Source organism: Methylomonas aurea (genome assembly GCF_024505045.1).
Lineage (GTDB): Bacteria > Pseudomonadota > Gammaproteobacteria > Methylococcales > Methylomonadaceae > Methylomonas > Methylomonas aurea.
Genome location: NZ_JANIBM010000006.1, coordinates 1 through 16,205 on the forward strand (window position 1 = coordinate 1; position 16,205 = coordinate 16,205).

Annotated in this window: 16 protein-coding genes; 1 reads left to right on the plus strand and 15 read right to left on the minus strand. The window is 59.3% G+C overall.

Annotated features, from left to right (window positions below; translation table 11 throughout):
• Positions 1-850, plus strand: an 850-nt coding sequence (locus tag NP603_RS07075; protein ID WP_256610218.1) for an abortive infection system antitoxin AbiGi family protein, incomplete at its 5' end; no start/stop codon positions are given.
• A 789-nt stretch (positions 851-1,639) separates the two neighbouring features.
• On the opposite strand, the gene NP603_RS07080 is transcribed toward NP603_RS07075, so the two are convergent.
• The 15 genes from NP603_RS07080 to NP603_RS07150 all read right to left on the minus strand — a co-directional run bounded on the left by NP603_RS07080 (position 1,640) and on the right by NP603_RS07150 (position 16,199).
• Positions 1,640-2,452, minus strand: a complete 813-nt coding sequence (locus NP603_RS07080) for a heme ABC transporter ATP-binding protein (protein ID WP_443192644.1) — start codon at positions 2,450-2,452, stop codon at positions 1,640-1,642.
• Between the two features lie 4 nt (positions 2,453-2,456).
• Positions 2,457-3,551 carry a FecCD family ABC transporter permease gene (locus NP603_RS07085; RefSeq protein ID WP_256610220.1) on the minus strand — a complete coding sequence of 365 codons (1,095 nt, stop codon included), beginning with the start codon at positions 3,549-3,551 and terminating at the stop codon, positions 2,457-2,459.
• The gene (locus tag NP603_RS07090; protein WP_256610221.1) at positions 3,548-4,447 is read right to left on the minus strand and encodes a heme/hemin ABC transporter substrate-binding protein; all 900 of its coding nucleotides are present in this window, start codon (positions 4,445-4,447) and stop codon (positions 3,548-3,550) included. Before NP603_RS07090 ends, NP603_RS07085 begins: the two co-directional genes overlap by 4 nt.
• A gap of 17 nt (positions 4,448-4,464) precedes the next feature.
• On the minus strand, positions 4,465-5,001 hold the full coding sequence (locus NP603_RS07095) for a HugZ family pyridoxamine 5'-phosphate oxidase (RefSeq protein ID WP_256610222.1): 537 nt from the start codon (positions 4,999-5,001) through the stop codon (positions 4,465-4,467).
• Between the two features lie 33 nt (positions 5,002-5,034).
• Complete coding sequence (locus NP603_RS07100) at positions 5,035-6,051, minus strand: ChuX/HutX family heme-like substrate-binding protein (RefSeq protein ID WP_256610223.1); 1,017 nt, start codon at positions 6,049-6,051, stop codon at positions 5,035-5,037.
• 91 nt (positions 6,052-6,142) lie between these two features.
• Positions 6,143-6,874: a VPLPA-CTERM sorting domain-containing protein gene (locus tag NP603_RS07105; protein ID WP_256610224.1), complete on the minus strand. Its 732-nt coding sequence runs from the start codon at positions 6,872-6,874 to the stop codon at positions 6,143-6,145.
• Positions 6,875-7,014: 140 nt separating this feature from the next.
• Positions 7,015-7,260: a hypothetical protein gene (locus NP603_RS07110; protein WP_256610225.1), complete on the minus strand. Its 246-nt coding sequence runs from the start codon at positions 7,258-7,260 to the stop codon at positions 7,015-7,017.
• Positions 7,261-7,274: 14 nt separating this feature from the next.
• Entirely contained in the window at positions 7,275-9,725 is a 2,451-nt protein-coding gene (locus NP603_RS07115) for a TonB-dependent hemoglobin/transferrin/lactoferrin family receptor (RefSeq protein WP_256610226.1), read from the minus strand.
• Between the two features lie 396 nt (positions 9,726-10,121).
• On the minus strand, positions 10,122-10,547 hold the full coding sequence (locus NP603_RS07120) for an ExbD/TolR family protein (protein ID WP_140910836.1): 426 nt from the start codon (positions 10,545-10,547) through the stop codon (positions 10,122-10,124).
• Positions 10,547-11,290: a MotA/TolQ/ExbB proton channel family protein gene (locus tag NP603_RS07125; RefSeq protein ID WP_256610227.1), complete on the minus strand. Its 744-nt coding sequence runs from the start codon at positions 11,288-11,290 to the stop codon at positions 10,547-10,549. The genes NP603_RS07120 and NP603_RS07125 overlap by 1 nt, the downstream gene beginning before the upstream one ends.
• 4 nt (positions 11,291-11,294) lie before the next feature.
• Complete coding sequence (locus tag NP603_RS07130) at positions 11,295-12,074, minus strand: energy transducer TonB (RefSeq protein WP_256610228.1); 780 nt, start codon at positions 12,072-12,074, stop codon at positions 11,295-11,297.
• A gap of 77 nt (positions 12,075-12,151) precedes the next feature.
• Complete coding sequence (gene hemP, locus NP603_RS07135) at positions 12,152-12,328, minus strand: hemin uptake protein HemP (protein ID WP_256610229.1); 177 nt, start codon at positions 12,326-12,328, stop codon at positions 12,152-12,154.
• 8 nt (positions 12,329-12,336) lie between these two features.
• Positions 12,337-12,615: a hypothetical protein gene (locus tag NP603_RS07140; protein WP_256610230.1), complete on the minus strand. Its 279-nt coding sequence runs from the start codon at positions 12,613-12,615 to the stop codon at positions 12,337-12,339.
• A gap of 463 nt (positions 12,616-13,078) precedes the next feature.
• Positions 13,079-14,251, minus strand: a complete 1,173-nt coding sequence (locus NP603_RS07145) for a DUF4340 domain-containing protein (protein WP_256610231.1) — start codon at positions 14,249-14,251, stop codon at positions 13,079-13,081.
• 76 nt (positions 14,252-14,327) lie between these two features.
• Positions 14,328-16,199: a GldG family protein gene (locus tag NP603_RS07150; protein WP_256610232.1), complete on the minus strand. Its 1,872-nt coding sequence runs from the start codon at positions 16,197-16,199 to the stop codon at positions 14,328-14,330.
• Positions 16,200-16,205 lie beyond the last annotated feature (6 nt).

Consider the following 16,205-nt stretch of genomic DNA (forward strand, 5'->3'; position numbering starts at 1 on the left):
TAATAAATTAATGAACTGTTTTATAAAGAAATTTTTTACCAATTGTATGCACAAAAATCCCATGAAAAAAAGCGTGCATTCTGAAACGTTATTTCACGTTTGTAAACAGCTTGACACCGTAAAGAGCATTTTATCCGATATGGCTTTTAGGCCATCATTTGCAAGAGAAGTTGTTAATGTGAACAACATGAAAACTCCTTATTATTGGGTCCCAATGGTTAGTTTCTGTGACTTTAAGCTATCTGAACTCGATTTGCATTTTCAGAAATATGGTTATTATGGAATAGGAGCTTCCAAGGACTGGGGGATAGGTAATGGATTAAATCCAGTTCTTTATTTAAGTCAAGGCTGTATGTTTTTTGGAGACGTACGCGAGGCCATAATTGAAATTCATAACATCTACGATAAACTTGCCCAAAGACCGCATAACCAGGACGATGAAGCTCTCTATCAATCTCTGTTAAATAGAAGTCAAACAATTTTAAAAATATATAGCTATACAAAAAATTATCAAGGCGACCTAGATCGAGATGGAGAATTTATTGAAAACTTCAGATTTGCAGATGATAAAGAATGGCGGTTCGTTCCTCAAATTGAACCTCAATTTTGGGGTTGTAATTTAGTAAATCCCACCAAAGAAGAGAAGAGAAGTAAAAAAGAAAGATTGAACAACCTGTTAGGTAGAGATCACTGGTTAAGATTTGAATATACAGATATTAAGTTTCTAGTAGTGTCAAATGAATCTGAGAGTATGGAATTAATTGAGTTCATAGAAAAACTATCTATTGATCATAAAACAAGAGTTTTACTGATAAGCAAGATTCTTATCGTTGAGCATCTTGAACTATAAAACTCCAGCTAGGGCCGTAGGCTGGGTGGAGCGGTAGCGATACCCAGCGGATGCTTTGAGATATCCAATTTTTTTGTATCCAATATGTTTTATGAATTTCAAAACTTATCCGCTTTCAAGCTGGGTTTCATTATCATTCAACCCAGCCTACTTCCGCAAATCTAACGTCGGCTTATTATCATTTGCTGGCATCGGCAAAACTAGAGCGATTGTCGGGTTAGCAGGTTGGTGAAAAACCATATTTTACCCACTAATTTGGCAGGAACATACCTATGTCTAGTATAAATTATTTTATTTTAACACTAGATATAGGCCTGACTAATATCGAAAAAGAGTTTTTCACCAACCTGTTAGGGTCGTTTGCGTCACAGTGATCTTGCCTGCGTTTCACAGACAGGACCGTAGGCTGGGTAGAGCAAAGCGAAACCCAGCGGATACTTTGAAATGGTCAAGTTTCTTTAAATCCAAATATTTTTTGAATTTCAAAACTCTTCGGCTTCAAAGCTGGGTTTCATTATCATTCAACCCAGCCTACGTCCACAAACGTAGATTCAGGTTATGCCCTATTAGCAGTCATTGGAGATCTCAACCAACTGTCGCTTATGGGTCGTTCGCTTCGCGGTCATTGTTATCCGTTCCACCTCCAATCTGCCGCCGCCGAGCCGGTTAGCCGTTGGTCTGTCACATAAAGGTGCCGCCATCCCTGGCGGCTTTTGTTAACGCATTCCTCCGAACACGCTAAAACGGTATCGCGGCGCAATCGAGCGCCAGCCGCATGGACCGACGCTCTCATTGCGCCGGCATGCCGGGCGCGGCTTGCCGTTGCGGAATCACCAGCAGCGCCTGCGGGTGTTGCGGGTGGCTGGCGATGCTGACTGGATAATCGAACACTTGCCGGATCGATGCGCTGTTCAAGGTTTGTGCCGGGGTGCCGACGGCGGCCAAGTGGCCTTGGTGTAGCAGGGCGATGCGGTCGGCGTACAGTGCGGCCAGGTTCAGGTCGTGTAACACCGCCAATACCCCGGCCTGTTGCCGGTCGGCAAAACGGCGGGCGATGGCTAACACGGCGTGTTGGTGGGCCAGATCCAGCGCCGAGGTCGGCTCGTCCAGCAGCAAATAACGCTGCAGCGGGTGTTGCGGCTCCCAGATTTGCGCCAGCACCCGCGCCAATTGCACCCGTTGCCGCTCGCCGCCGGACAGCGTGGTGTAGATGCGCTCCGCCAGATGGCCGGTGTCGGTCAGCGCCAAAGCTTGTTCGGCGATCGCCCGATTTTGCGCGGCGCTGTGGGTTTTACGTTGCGGGCTGCGGCCCATCAAGACCACGTCCCGCACGCTAAAGCGGAAGGCCAGTCCGGAACTTTGCGGCAACACCCCGCGCAAACGCGCCGCTTGCTTGGGCGGCCAGTCGGCCAGCGGCCGGCCGTTCATCAGCACTTGGCCGGCGCTCGGCGCCAGTTCGCCGCTCAAGGCCCGCAGCAGGCTGGATTTGCCGGCGCCGTTGGGGCCGGCCACGGCTAGCACTTCGCCGGGACGCAGTTCCAGCGTCACGCCGGCCAGCAAGGTTTTCGGGCCGGCGCGCAAGCTCAGGTCGATTGCTTGCAGCATGTCAACGCCCCATCAGTTTTTGCCGAAACAGCAGCCACAGAAAAAACGGACTGCCGAGCAGGCCGGTGACAATGCCGATCGGAATCTCGGCCGGCGCCGCCAAACTGCGGGCCAGATAGTCGGCGCAGATCAGCAACAAGGCGCCGAGCAAGCCTGAAGCCGGCAACAGCGAGCGGTGATCCGGACCCAACGCCAGCCGCAACAGATGCGGCACCACCAGGCCGACGAAGCCGATCACGCCGGACAAGGCCACCGCGGCGCCGACACCGAGCGCGACCAAGGCCACCACCCCGGTCTTGATCCGTTCCACCGGAAAACCAAGATGGCCGGCTTCGGCCTCGCCGAGCAGCAATGCATTCAGCGCGTCGGCCAGCCACGGTAACAGCAGCAGATTCGCCAGTAAAAACGGCGCACCCAACATGACGCCGTCCCAGCCGGCACCGTTCAGGCTGCCCAGGCTCCAGAAGGTCAAGCTGCGCAATTGGTCGTCGTCGGCCAGATAAACCAGCAGGCCGGTGGCGGAGCCGGCCAGGGCGTTGATGGCAATACCGGATAACAACAGTGAGGCCACGTCCAGCCGGTCGCCGCTGTCGGCCAGCCGGTACACCAGCCAACTGACGCCAAAGCCGCCGGCAATGGCCGCGACCGGCAACAAATAGGCGCCGAATGCGTCGGCCAGCGCGCCGAACAGGCTGTCGCGCAGCACGATCACCGCCACCGCGGCCAGCGCCGCGCCGCTGGAGACGCCGATCAAGCCCGGATCGGCCAGCGGGTTGCGGAATAAGCCCTGCATCGCCGCGCCGGATGCGGCCAAGGCGGCGCCGACCAGCAGGCCAAGCACCAGACGCGGTGCGCGGATCGCCAACAGCACCGCTTGTTGCTCGGCGGCGAAGGGCCACGGCAGGACGATGCCGAAGCGGTCGGCAACGATCGCGGCGGCCTGGCCGGCCGAGATCGCCACCGCGCCGCTACCCAGCGCAGCCAAGGCCGCCAAACATAATAGGAGCGCCAGCAGCCAACACAGGCCGGCCCGGCTCAAGGCCGGTTTCAGCCACTGGCTCGGTCTGGCGGCCTCGGTTGCGGAACAGGCAGTCATCGATTGGCTCCCGCGTCGGCGGCAACCGCCGGCTCGCCGTGCAATTGCATCGCCAGTTCCAGGATGGCCTGACCGCTGTGCAAACCAAAGCCGAGCAAGGCCAAGGTATCGACAACCAGGATGTTGCGGTTCCGTCCGGCCGGCGTTTGAGCAATGCCGGGTTGTCGGTAGAACGCGTCCAGGCCGCCGATGGCATTGGCGGCGACGTCGGTCAACAAAATCACCTCCGGCGCGGCAGCGATCATCGCCTCGGTACTGATAGGTTTATTACCTTGCAATTCAGCGGCGGCATTGCGGGCGCCGGCCAACGCCAACACCGCGTCGGCGGCGGTGCCGCGGCCCGACGCCAGCGGTGCGCCGTGGGCGACCGCCATCAAAAACAAGGCCTTGGGTTGCTCGCTGTGTTGCGCGCGCCACTGCGCCAGCCGCGCGAAGTCGGCTTGCACTTGCCCGGCCAGTTCCCGGCCGCGCTCGGGCCGTTCCAGCAAGCTGGCAATCGTATCGATTTTGGCGGCGATGCCGGCGGCGGAATAATCCTCGGCCAGGGTTTCGATCCGTACCCCGGCCGCGTGCAATTGCGCCAATACCGCCGGTGGCCCGGCGTGGGCGCTGGCCAGCAGCAAGTCTGGGCGCAGCGACAGCACACCTTCGGCCGACAGCGTGCGCATGTAGCCGACTTGCGGTAACGCTCTGGCGGCGTCCGGGGTCAGGCTGGTGCTGTCGACGCCGACCAGGCGCGCCTCGCCGCCCAGTGCGTAAACAATCTCGGTCAACGCGCCGCCGACCGAAACGATGCGGGCCGGTGCGGCGGCCGATACCGGCGTGGCGGCCGCCAGCCAGACTATGGCGGCGAGTGCGTTTCGGCCGGCAAGGCTTAGCGATAGGCTGAGTTTCATCTGCAAATCCCTGCCGCTTATGCCGGCGCTTCGACCGGTGCGCGGGACTTGTGACCGACATCGTTCATGTGGCGGATTTGGCTCAGATCGTCGCCTTCTATCGCAAATGCCTTGGCAAAGCCTTGCACAAAGCTGCCGCGCTGCGGCTGGATGCGGAACAAATGGAAGTCCTGCATGCTCTGCAGCTGGCGGATGAAGGCGCCGAATTTTTCTTCGAACAGACTCATCAGGTCTTCGAAGGCAGCACTGTCGCGCTCAATTTCGCCGGCCTTGCAGTGGTAGGTGACGCGCTGGCGGGCGAACAGATGCGTGGCCTTGTCCTCGTCCTCAAGGAACAGCAAGCAGACCTTGCCATTGGCGAGCAGGTTACGGGTGTGGGCCGACAACTCGCTGACGTAGATGTAGTAGTCGCCGTCGTGTTGCAGATAGGCGGCATAACTGGCTTCGGGTTCGCCGTCGGCGCTGACGGTGGCCAGCAAAACCGAGGAAAAGCTTTGCGCCAACGCGCTGTAGCTTTGGCGGATTTGGTCGGGGTCTATCGTTTTTGGATTCATGGTCTTATCCTGTGCCCGGAGACGACCGGGCCGTTAATTGAAAATACGATTGCCGGGCAGGGCGTCGATGAATTCCTGCCACAACAGACTCTCACCGTCGACGGGGTCGTAAGCGCCGAAAACGGTCGCCGCGGTGTACCCGAGGCGGTCGCGCAACAGCAAACCGCGCAGCGTGTGCCGTCCGTGGCCGAGTTGGATGATGGCGGTCTCGGCCACGCCTTTTTCGTTCAGATGCAAATTGAAGCCCTGATCCAGCACGTTGAACCAAGGCTCGGTAATCCGCAGGTTCTGCACCGGGCCGGTGTGCAACTGCAGCGCGCCGGGGCTGGGGACCAGGATTTGCAGCGGCATCGCCAGCCGCGCCAATTGCTGCAGCAGTTCCCGGAATTGTTGCCCGGAAATGAAGCCGAGGGTTTGCAGCCGGCCGGCCAGCGGCCGGCTCAGACGCTGCCATAACTCCGGCAGGCGCTCGGTTGTCGCCCAGTCGATATCGGCGGGTCTGGCAATATTCAGGGGCTCTACCGTCGGCGATTGGTCGGCGGCGGCGAAGCTGGCGACCAAGCGCCGGTAACGCGCAGCATCGGACTGCTCGGTCAGGTAGATCTTGTGCACGGCCTCGCCTTCGGCGTCGAAAAACTGCAGGCTTTGCCGCGGACCGATCCGGCTTTGCTCGGTCACCGCGTAGCCGGAATGCCAGCGGCCGGTCAGCAGACACAGTTCTAGGTTATGCCCGGACACCAACAGCAGATCGCCGCATAAACGCAGCCGTTCGTAGCGGCCGGTTTTTTCGTGTACGGCAACGTCGTTGCGGGTCAAGGCCATCACCGGTCCGAGCCCGCCGACGGCGTCGATCAGGGCCGGCCAGTCCGGACGCAGCCGGACGGCGTTGTCGCCGCAGCCGGTCGCGACCAGCTCGGCCTCGCTGACGCCAAGGCTGCTGGCTGCGTCGCGCGGCCGCAGATGGGGGTGGTCGGCCAACAGGTCGCGCCAGGCCAGTTTCAATTCGTAGGCGGCGCTGGCGTTTTGGGTAGCGGTCGCATTCAGCATCATGTTCAACTCCGGTTGCTAAAACGCGATGCCGCTGTGGCGGACATCGCGCTAGTCGGGCTTGGCGCCGACGGCGCCAAGCGCAAACGGCGGCCTAGGCCGCCAAGCCTTTTTTACGATTCACGCCCAGCACGGACATCAGCCCAGCGCCGAACATCCACACCGCGGCCGGCAGCGGTACTCCGGAAATTGGGCCGGTACTCGGGCCGATGTCGATTGCGACCTGGGCCAGGCTCATACTGTGTTCGGTGCTGTTGAAGTCGAATGCGTAACTGGCCGCCGCGGTTGGCAGATCCCAGATCGCCAGATACTGGACCAGATCGACAGGGCCGAAAGAACTGGCATAGTTGGCCTCGAAATAGGTCGTGTCGACATAGGTCGGCGCAGCGCCGTTCAGCAAAATGCTGTCGTAATCCATTTGTACGCCCCAGGTTTCGAATTGCAGGGCCACGCGTAGCGGGCCTGACGCCGTGCTGCCGCTTAACGACGCGGTGAAGTCTTCAATGACACTGAAGCTGTAGAGATTGCCCGACCCGGCGGCGAAGGTACCGGCATTCCAGGCGATATTGGCGTTGCTGGTGCCGGCGCTGCCGACATCGGGTGCGGCGGTGCGAGTGCCGGGATAGGTACTGTCAATAAAGGTATCCCATTCGGCGTAGAGCGTGCCGGCATCGCCGCGAGTCCAGCCGCCCCAAGTCGCTTCGGTGGGTGTGTCGAAACCGTAGCCGGCGGCGTAGGGATTCGGGCCGTTGGTGATATCCGCGAAGGCCGCGCCGGACAGCGATAACAGGCCGGCGATCAAAGTCAGTTGATGAGTCGTTTTCATAATGCTTTCCTATGCTTGATTGAATTAGCGTTGCTCTTCGCCGTGAAGACGCAGCGTTGGTTTTGCCAAAAATTGTTTCCGCCGCTTCGGCCCCGTGCCGGCGATCCGCGTCTGTGGTTGCGGTGGCGGAAATTTAAAAATCAATCCGGTTTTCCGGGCTCCGCAGCGGATTGCGCCGAGCGATTTACGCTGGCCGCATCCCGTGCTTGAAAGTCCACGACGTAGCGGTACTGTTTGCCGCAGTAAATGATCACTTCCTTCTGGCCGCGTTTTAGCAAGCGCATTTCTACCCGCAAGTCGCCGTAACCGTCGTGGTCCAGCAAATCGCCGAACAGGGTTTCCAGTTTGCGTTGGGCCGCCTGTTTGGCCCTGGCTGTTGTGCTCATCGGTTTGTCCTCAATCAAAATGCCAGTTTCATGGAGACGCCGAGGTTGCGGCACGGCCGGGAATAGCGGTCTCCCCAATATTCCGAACTGGAGTAGCGGTTCAACGTGGCGTGGGGGTCGTTGCCGCGGGTGTTGATGTCTTCCCAGTCGAAATATTTCTTGTCCAGCAGATTGAACACCCCGACGTTGAAGCTGAGATGTTTGCCGGCGTTGTAGTAAGCGTTGAAATCGATAACGCCGTAACCGCTGGGCAGCAGCCGGGCTTTTGCTTCCACCTCGTCGGCGGGCTGCGGCAGGGTCGAGGCTTGTTTCGGGCCGACCAGGGTCAGAATCAACTCAGAGCCCCAGTCGCCGCCGGGCTGGTCGTAACTCAAACCGATGACGGCTTTCTTCGGGCTGATTTGTCTGAGTGCCTCGTCGTCGCTGCGCTGCGTTTCCAGGTTGATGCCCTGGGTATAAGAACCGCTGACCAGTAGGCTGGCGCCGGTTAGCACCGGTGTCAGCCAGTCCAGATAAAACCGGCTTTTGAATTCGATCCCCTGAATCCGGATCGGGTCGGCGCTGTTGACGTTTTGATACGTCAGGAAATTCAGTGGTGGACACAGGGATTTGATGGGATTACAGATTGTCTTTTGGTAAATGAAGTGTTGGTAATCGTTGCGGTAAACGCTGATGTCGAACTCTCCGGCCGCGCCCCGGCCGCGTAAGCCGGCTTCGGCTCCGATGCTGGTTTCCGGCTGTAAATTGATATTGGGTATTGTGCTGTAACCGCCAGTGACGTTGGTGAAGCCCAAATTGCTTTCGCTGAAGTTGGGGCCGCGGAAACCGTGGCTGTATTGGCCGTGCACGCTGAAAATATCGTTGAGGTGCAGCAAGGCGCCGAACTTCGGCAGGAAGGCATGGGCGTCGATGACGCTGGGCACAATCGGATCGCCACCTTCCGCAACCGCGGCATCAGAGGCTTTTTGAAACGGGTAATCCACTTCCGGCAGCAAGCGGAAATATTCGAAGCGGCCGCCCGGAATCAGTTCGATGCGTTTGTCGAGTAAGCCGATGTTATCCTCGATGTAAGCGCCCGCTTTGGTGACGGTGGACAGCGGAAAGTCGCGTACCGGAAAATCGTCCGGCGTAACCGCGTTGCTGATGCTGCCCTTGGCACAAACTAATGGATTAGGTGAACCGCTGAGGCAGGCACGGCTGCCGTTGCGTTGTTGTTCGATGCTGTTCTTGCTGATTTGGCCGCCGTATTGCAAGGCATGCCGGGATTCGCCGAGCGTGAAATTTTTGTTCAATTTCAATTCGCCGCCGAAATCGTCGTTGGCGAAATCGAACAGTCGTGTGGTCAGCGTGTTACCTTCGTTTGCATTAGTGCGATCCTGCAGGGTGACTTGGCCGGTGGCGGATTTTTGAGTGTAAAACTTCCACATGGCATCATCGACGAATGCCGTGTCCAGGTGCTTCAGGGTGTGGTCCAACGTCAGCCGCCAACGCGTTTGGGTATCGGTGGTCAGCATGCGGTTGACAAAGCGGCCGCTAAAGTCGGGCTCGCCCATGATGAACAGACTTTCGAGATCGGAACGGCTGTTCAGCCATTCGCCGCTCAGCCGCAAGATGTTGTCATCATCGAACCGGTACAGCAGTTTGGTCAGCAGGTTGTAATTGCCGTTGTCCTGCGGGCTGGGCGCGGTACGAGTACTGCCCAGGGTTTCGACACTGCCTTTGTTGTCGGTTTCGTTGCTGGCCATGTGCGTGAATAGCGCCATGCTTTCCCAGCCGCCCAGTGCGTTAGCGAAGGTGGCGGTTTGGGTAAAGCCGTTATCGGTGGTGTTGTAGTTCAGTTTCAGGCCGGTGTAATAGTCCTTGCCGAACACCTGCAAGTAGTCTTGAGGGTCCTTGGTAACGAAATTGACGGTGCCGCCCATGGCGTCGCCGCCGTAAGCGGCCGGGCCAGCGCCGCGCACGATTTCCACCGCCTTCAGCGCATCCATGTCCACCGCGTTGCGAGTGGCGTTGGAGAACGAGCCGATGCTGAAAGCTTCCGGCAGCCGCACGCCGTCGATCTGCATCAACACCCGGTTGCCGCCCAGGCCGCGGATCGTAAAACCGCTGGCGCCGAAGCGCTGCGGATCGTTACCGACGTTGACGCCGGGTTCGTAGCGGATCAAATCCTTGATATTGCGGACCATGCGTTGCTCGATGGTTTTGGCGTCTATCGTCGATTGGGTGCCTGGCGGGGCGGCGGCCGGTTTGTCGGTTTTTGCTTTGACCGTGACGGTTTCCAGCTCGAGTTCTTCGGGCGCCTCGACGACTTCGGGTTCTAAGGGCTCGGCCGCCAACGGCGTAGCGGCCAGCAGCCATAGCAGCGTGCACAGTGCGGCGCGGCTGCAAGTCTCGGCAGATTCGGCGCAGGCCGCATAGGGGCAGCGGCCGAGGGTTGGCGATGAGTCAATCAGTTCGGTTGCCATGGCACATACAGTGGTTACTGCTGGCTGCCTGGCGCGAAGGCTAGGGGGCTGGCGGGTTGTTTCGGTTGGTATTGCTTGCCGGCTATTCGGCGCCGGCTGTTAATTTATCCGTGTAGGGTGACATCCTTGTCGGCCGACGGGTCCTTGTCGGTATCCTGTGCCGCAAACGCCGGCGCCGGGCAGATCGGCGCGGCGGCTGGCGGCATCGTTGCTACCAGTGCTCGGTTGTTCACCGCCGGCCGGTTTGCAGCGGCACGAAAGCGGTCGGCATGTGTCTTTGCCGGCTTTGGGATATCTGACGTAACGGCGTTTTACTGTTCATACCATTACAACGCGGCGTCCCTACCTCGCCTACGCCAGACATCCCAAAACCGGCAAAGGTCGGAATTTTGCGTACTATTTTTTCTCCGGCTCCGAGACGAAACCGATCTTGCTGACGCCGGCATTCGCCGCGTCGGCCAGGGTTTCGGCGATAAAGTGGTAAGCCACGTTGCGGTCGGCGCGGATATGCACTTCCGGGGCGTCGGCTTGCTGGCCCAGCGGCTGCAAGCGTTGTTGCAATTGCTCGCGGCTGACGGCGTCCCGGTTCCAGAACAATTGGCCGTCGGCATTTATCGCCAGATTCACCGGCTCGACCGGTGTCGGCGGCTGCACCTGGCTGCTGGCTTTGGGCAGGTCGATTTTGACGCTGTGGGTCATCATCGGTGCGGTGATCATGAAGATCACCAGCAGCACCAGCATCACGTCGATCAGCGGCACCATGTTGATTTCGGCCATCGAATGGCCGCCGGCTTTGTTTTGGTCGAAGTTGCCGAAGGCCATTATTCCGCTCCCACGCTAACCAGCGTTAGTTTTTGGGCGGGATTGGCCGGCGCGGCGCCGGATTCGATCGCCGAGCCGGTGGTCAGGAACGCGAACAGGTCGTGGGCGAAGGCGTCGAGTTGCGCCAGCAATACCCGGTTGGAGCGGACGCAATCGTTGTAGGCCAGCACGGCCGGAATCGCCACGGCCAAGCCCAGACCGGTCATGATCAGCGCTTCGCCGACTGGGCCGGCGATTTGTTCCAGCGAACCCTGGCCGCTTTCGCCGATGCCGATCAAGGCGTGGTAAACACCCCAGACCGTGCCGAACAGGCCGACGAACGGCGCGGTGCTGGCGATCGAGGCCAGTACGGTCAGGCCCCATTCCAGCTTGGCGGTTTCCTCGTCGATGACCCGGCGCATGGCGCGGGTCAGGAATTCGCTGGCCGAACCGGCTTCCTGCAGGCGTTGTTTGCCGTGCTTGGCGTGGTGGCGGCTGGCGCTGATCGCGTGGTATGCCAGATGCGAAAACGGTTCGTCGTCGCGGTGTTGATGCAGCGAGTGCGCCACTTCGTCCAGCGAGGCGGCATTCCAGAATTGGTTCAGGAAATGTTTGCTGTTTCGCCGCGCCTGCAAGCCGTGCCAGGCTTTGACGGCGATGAAATACCAACTGGTGACCGACATCAACAGCAGTAGCCCGAACAGGGTTTGGCCGACGGCGTCGCTTTGCGACAAAAAATGACTGAGATTTTGGTTGAACGACATGGCTTTATCCCTCGAGGCTGAATGAAATCGGTACTACCACCCAAGCGGCGACGGCTTGTTCGGCGCGTTTGGCCGGCACGAAACGCCATTTTTTGACGGTTTCCTGCGCGGCGGCGTCCAGGCGTTCGTGGCCGCTGGTTTTGCGTAACGTGACTTGATCGACGTTGCCTTCGGCGTTGACCAAGACCCGCAAATACACCTTGCCTTGTTCACCCAATTGGCGCGAGATCGGCGGGTAGGCCGGCGGCGGGTTGTTCAGGTAGTCGGCGTTCAGGTTGGGCAGGGTCAATGGCGCCTGATTGTTGTCGGTTTCGCTGGTTTTGGCCGCGGCCGGTGCGGCTTCTGCTGTCGAAACGGCGGCAGGCGCCGGCGGTGCGGGTGCGGGCAGCGGTTCGGCCGGCACGCTGATCGGCGAGGCGGTTTCGCTGGGCGTGGCCAGTACCGGTTTCGGTTTGGCGACTTGAGGCAAGGGTTTGGTTTTGGGTTTGACCGCTTCCGGTTTCGCTTGGGCGGCGGTCGGCGGCGGAGCCGGAGTAGGGGCTTTGGCTTCAGGTGCGGCGATCCAATTCACCATAATGGCCTGCGGCGGCGCGATTTTGGCTTCGGGCTGGCTGTCCGGAATCAGACATAGTCCGGCAATGTGCAAGGCAACGACCAAACCCAGACCGAGCCAATGGCCGGAAGTCGACGCTTGCGGCGGCGAACCGGCGCGGCGGAACGCGGGGTGCCGTTGCGGGCTGGTTGCTACAGCGCTGGCTTGTAGAAAACACAGATTGACGGTCATATAGCCTCGACTATTGCGTGGGTTGGTTGACGCTTGGCTGGCTACCGACAGGATGGCTGGCTATGCGGTACTACGGTCTATTTGGTCAAAATCAATTTGCCGTTGCTGGTGATGCGTAAGCGATATTCTTCGCCTTGGTGTTCGATAATCACTTCGCTCTGCGCGGCGAACAGCTCGCGGGTACTGATACGCGGGCGGTTGGCGACGTTTACGGTGTTTCGAACCTCTTTGTTTTTGTCGTTAAAGTCATTCATAACGGGACTCAGTGGTAAACGGCGGTTTGCCGTTGTTGCTGCTTATGGTCTATCAATTGTTGCGTCACTCCTTGCCAATGCGTCAGTAGTTGTTGGTAGAGCTCGCGGCTTTCGGGCCGCGCTTTCAATTGCGGATGGTTTAACAAATGTCCCAGTTGGCTGACGATTTGCTGCGACAATTTCGGACAGTGCCGGCCGTTGATGAACTGGGTCATCAACAGACAGGCCGTCGCATGCAACCGGGTCAATTCGGCTTGTGATCCCGCCGCGATTTCGGCTTCGTCCATAGAGACCTCGTTGTCAGGGTGCTAACCCGGCGGCCGCTTTACTGTTAGCGAGGACGCCGGATTAACGGGCTTAAAAAACCGCATTCTCCAAGCGAGACGGAAGATGCGGAGATGCCGGCGCGAGAGAAGCAACGGCATTTGTTACAAATGATAATGATTCGCAATTATAAGTCAAGCAAAAATATCCGCCGCCGCTCCAGCCTGAGCCGGCTTCTGCCGAAACCCGCTGGCGTGTGGCGGTATCGAGCGATGGGGGCGGTGAAATTGGCGGAGTTTCTAGGCGAGATCGGTTGCGGGCGGAACCGGTATTTGAGGCAATACCGGTTCGGATTGGATTTAGGCCCTATCCGGGACCTGTTCGATTCGGCTTGTAGCCGCGGATCGGCAGTTCGGCGGCTGGGGCCGACGCGGTGCCGGGGCTGATAACGCCGGCACCGCACAAACCGAGACTGCGAATTTGCGCTTAATGCAGTTTGCCGGCCGCGGCCGGTTTTGCTGCGGCTGGCTTTAACAAGTCGTCGAGTTTTTTCGCCAGATTGGCATGTTTATAGGCGGGCAAGGCAAATTGCCAACCGTGCAATCGCCGCTGCAACTGCTCGGCTTCCTGGCGCCTTGCCGCCAAACGTTGCTGTAGTTCCTGATCGGGGTTGGGCTGAGCCGGGGTTGCCGATTGGCCGGCGGCAATGTTTGCCTGAGCCGGTTTGGCCTTCGCCAGTTCTTCCCTTAACGCCTGTGCGGCGGCCGACTCATCAAACGCAACCGTAAACCGGGCCCAGGCTTTGCCGTCTTTTTGCCAGGTGTCGACCCGAATCGTCAGGCCGTCGAAGGTACGGAACATGGCTTGATTTAACGCGGGTTCGGCCGGTTGGTCGGTTGCGGCTGTAACGTCTTCCAAGTTCAATCCGGCCAATGTGGCAGCCAAGGTATTGGCGATGCCCGGCGTTACCAATTCGCGGCCGGCCGGGATGTTTTCGACTTTGAAATCGGCATCGGCGCGCTGGGTTTTGACTATGCGCAAAGGCTGGCCACCGGCCGGCGTCAACACCACTTCGGCGATGCGTTCGCTGGCGATGTCGGTCAAAGAGGGGTTCAACCATTGCGCCGGTTCGCGTTCGACGCCGAACTGGCCGCTGGCCAGCCAGCTTTGCGCCTCGGCCGGACGGCGGACGAAGGTGCCGCCGCCGTGGCTGCTGGCGTTGCCGACGATCAACGCCAGCGGCGGATCGATCCCCTCCAGCTTGACCACAACGCCTTTGGCGTCTTTGTTGTGCGGATCGTCGACGCCCAGCTCGGCATAGCGTTCCAGACTGGCGGTCTTGGCTGCCAGCAATTTGGCGTCGGCCAGATTCAGCAGCAGTTCGCGCAACTTGCCGGTATCGGCCGGATAACCGCCTTTTTCGCGCACCGTCCAACCCCGCTCGCCATGGTCCAGTGAAACCAAGGCTTTGCTTTCCGCGCCGACGATGGCGACGGATTTGACGGCGTTGATTTGCCCGCTCAGACCGGGCAAGGCGTAATCGGCTGAGCTTGATTCTGAAGCCGGCTGGCGGCTGATGGCAACCCAGGCCGCGGCGGCGGCGGCCAACAGCGTCGCGCCGGCCAGACCGGCGATCAGTTTGTGATTGACATGATTCATCGATTCAGTCCTCGAATTGGTTTTTGCTAAACGCTGAAGCGTGGATACGCCGACGTACCCACGCCTGATTCAATACTCAAACCGCCGCGCGCCTGCTACCCCAAGCCAGATACAGCAAACTGCCCAGCGTGATCGCAATCGGCAACAGCGCGATGTTGACGAATTTCAGCCAGGCCCCCAGCGTGTCGATGTCGGCATCCAGTTGCCGGCGCACCTCGCGCAACTCCTTGCGGATTTGCAGTTTGCGCTTCAGGAAATTTTCCAGTTCGCGCTGCTGCTCGGCGCTCAGCAACTGTTTCTGGTCGGCGGATTTGCCGCTTTGCAGTTCGACCAGCTTGCGTTCGGTTTCGCCGAGTTCGCGCTGCAGCTCCTGCTCCTTGACCCGGAAGCGATCGTCAGCGGCCAGTTTCAATTGCTCGACCAGGGTAAACGGCCGATACGAGGTGCCGCGGCCGCGGATCGAAATCAAATCCGACGAGCCGGCCAGGTTATCGACGGCGTTGACCAGCCAATCGCCGTTGTCGGCAAAGGCATTCAGCAATTTCTGGCCAAAGAAGTTTTGCACCCTGACCCAGTAGCGGTTGCTGAGCAGGTCGGTGTCGGCCACCAATAAGATTTCGCTGCTGTCCTTGGCTTCGGCCAGATGCTCGGGGCCGCTGCGGTTAGGGAAGGCGGTCTTGAACTTGCCCTGCAGCCGCGCCGCCAATACGTAGCCTTCGCCGCTGGCGGCAAAGCCGTTCAACAACTCAGCCGGGTCTTGGCTCATGCGCACCCGCTCGGCCGGTACCGTCATCGCCTGGCTGCCGGTTTGCAATAGCGGTACCAGTTGATACGGGCTGTCCTTGGCGGCCTTGAAGGCGCCGGCGCTGCCGACGATCAAGGTGTCGAGATTGGCGCTGACCACGTCGTTTTGCGGCAAGTCGGCCTTGCCGAACCGCAAGATGCCGGGATGGCGGCTGGGCGGTGCGTCGGGATTGCTGCTGACCGCCAAGGCATGCTCGCGGTCCAACACCACGTGTTTGGCGTCGTATTCCACGCCCCAGGCCTTGAACAAGGCCGGCAGGTCGGAGGCTTTGCTGGCCAACATGCCGGCCATCGGGTTACTCGGATCGGCACTGGCGAAGTCCGTTTCCGCGTTGGGATCGACGAAGGCCAGCAAATGGCCGCCGCGCAATACGAACTGGTCGATGGCGTATTGAGCGTCATCGCTCAGCTGTTTGGGATGCACCAGCACCAAGACCTTGACGTCGGCCGGGATGCTCTTCAGGTTGTTGGCGTCCAGCGCTTTGACCTCGAACAGCTGCGCCAATTGCTGGTAGGCTGCCCAGCCGTCGCTCATCTGCATGCTATTGGGATCGAAGCCCGGAGCCAGGTTCAAACTGCTCAGCAAGGCCACGCTGGGCTTCTTGGTGGTGGTCAAGTCGTGGATCAATTTGGCGATGTCGTACTCCAGAAAGGTTTCCTTGCTGGGGTCGAAGAAGGCGATCGCCGCCTGGCCGTCGGTGCTGTTGCTGCCGACCAAGCCGAAAAAGATTTTCTCGCCGGCCGGCCCCAACGGCAGCCCTTGCACGCCGGCCGCGACGGCGCGGTCCTCGGCTTCCGAATAGGCGACGGGGTCGACGACTTCCAATCGGATTTTACCGCCGGCAACGCCGTTCATTTCTTCCAACAGCTCCCGCACCCGCTCGAAATAGACCCGTAAGCCGCGAACATCGGTGCGGTTGCTTTCGGCGGTGGCCTTGTCGGAGAAATACAAGGTCAGCTGCAGCGGTTCGTCGAGTTTTTTCAGGATGTTGCGGGTGCCGTCCGCCAAGGTGTACAGCGACTGCTCGGTCAAATCCAGCCGCGCGCCGCGCAACAGTTGGTTACTCAGCAGCACCAACGCCACGAATAATACCGCCAGCAGCGCCAGCGCGCCGCCGGTCAACGATTGTCGAGTCGAAAGCATGGCCCC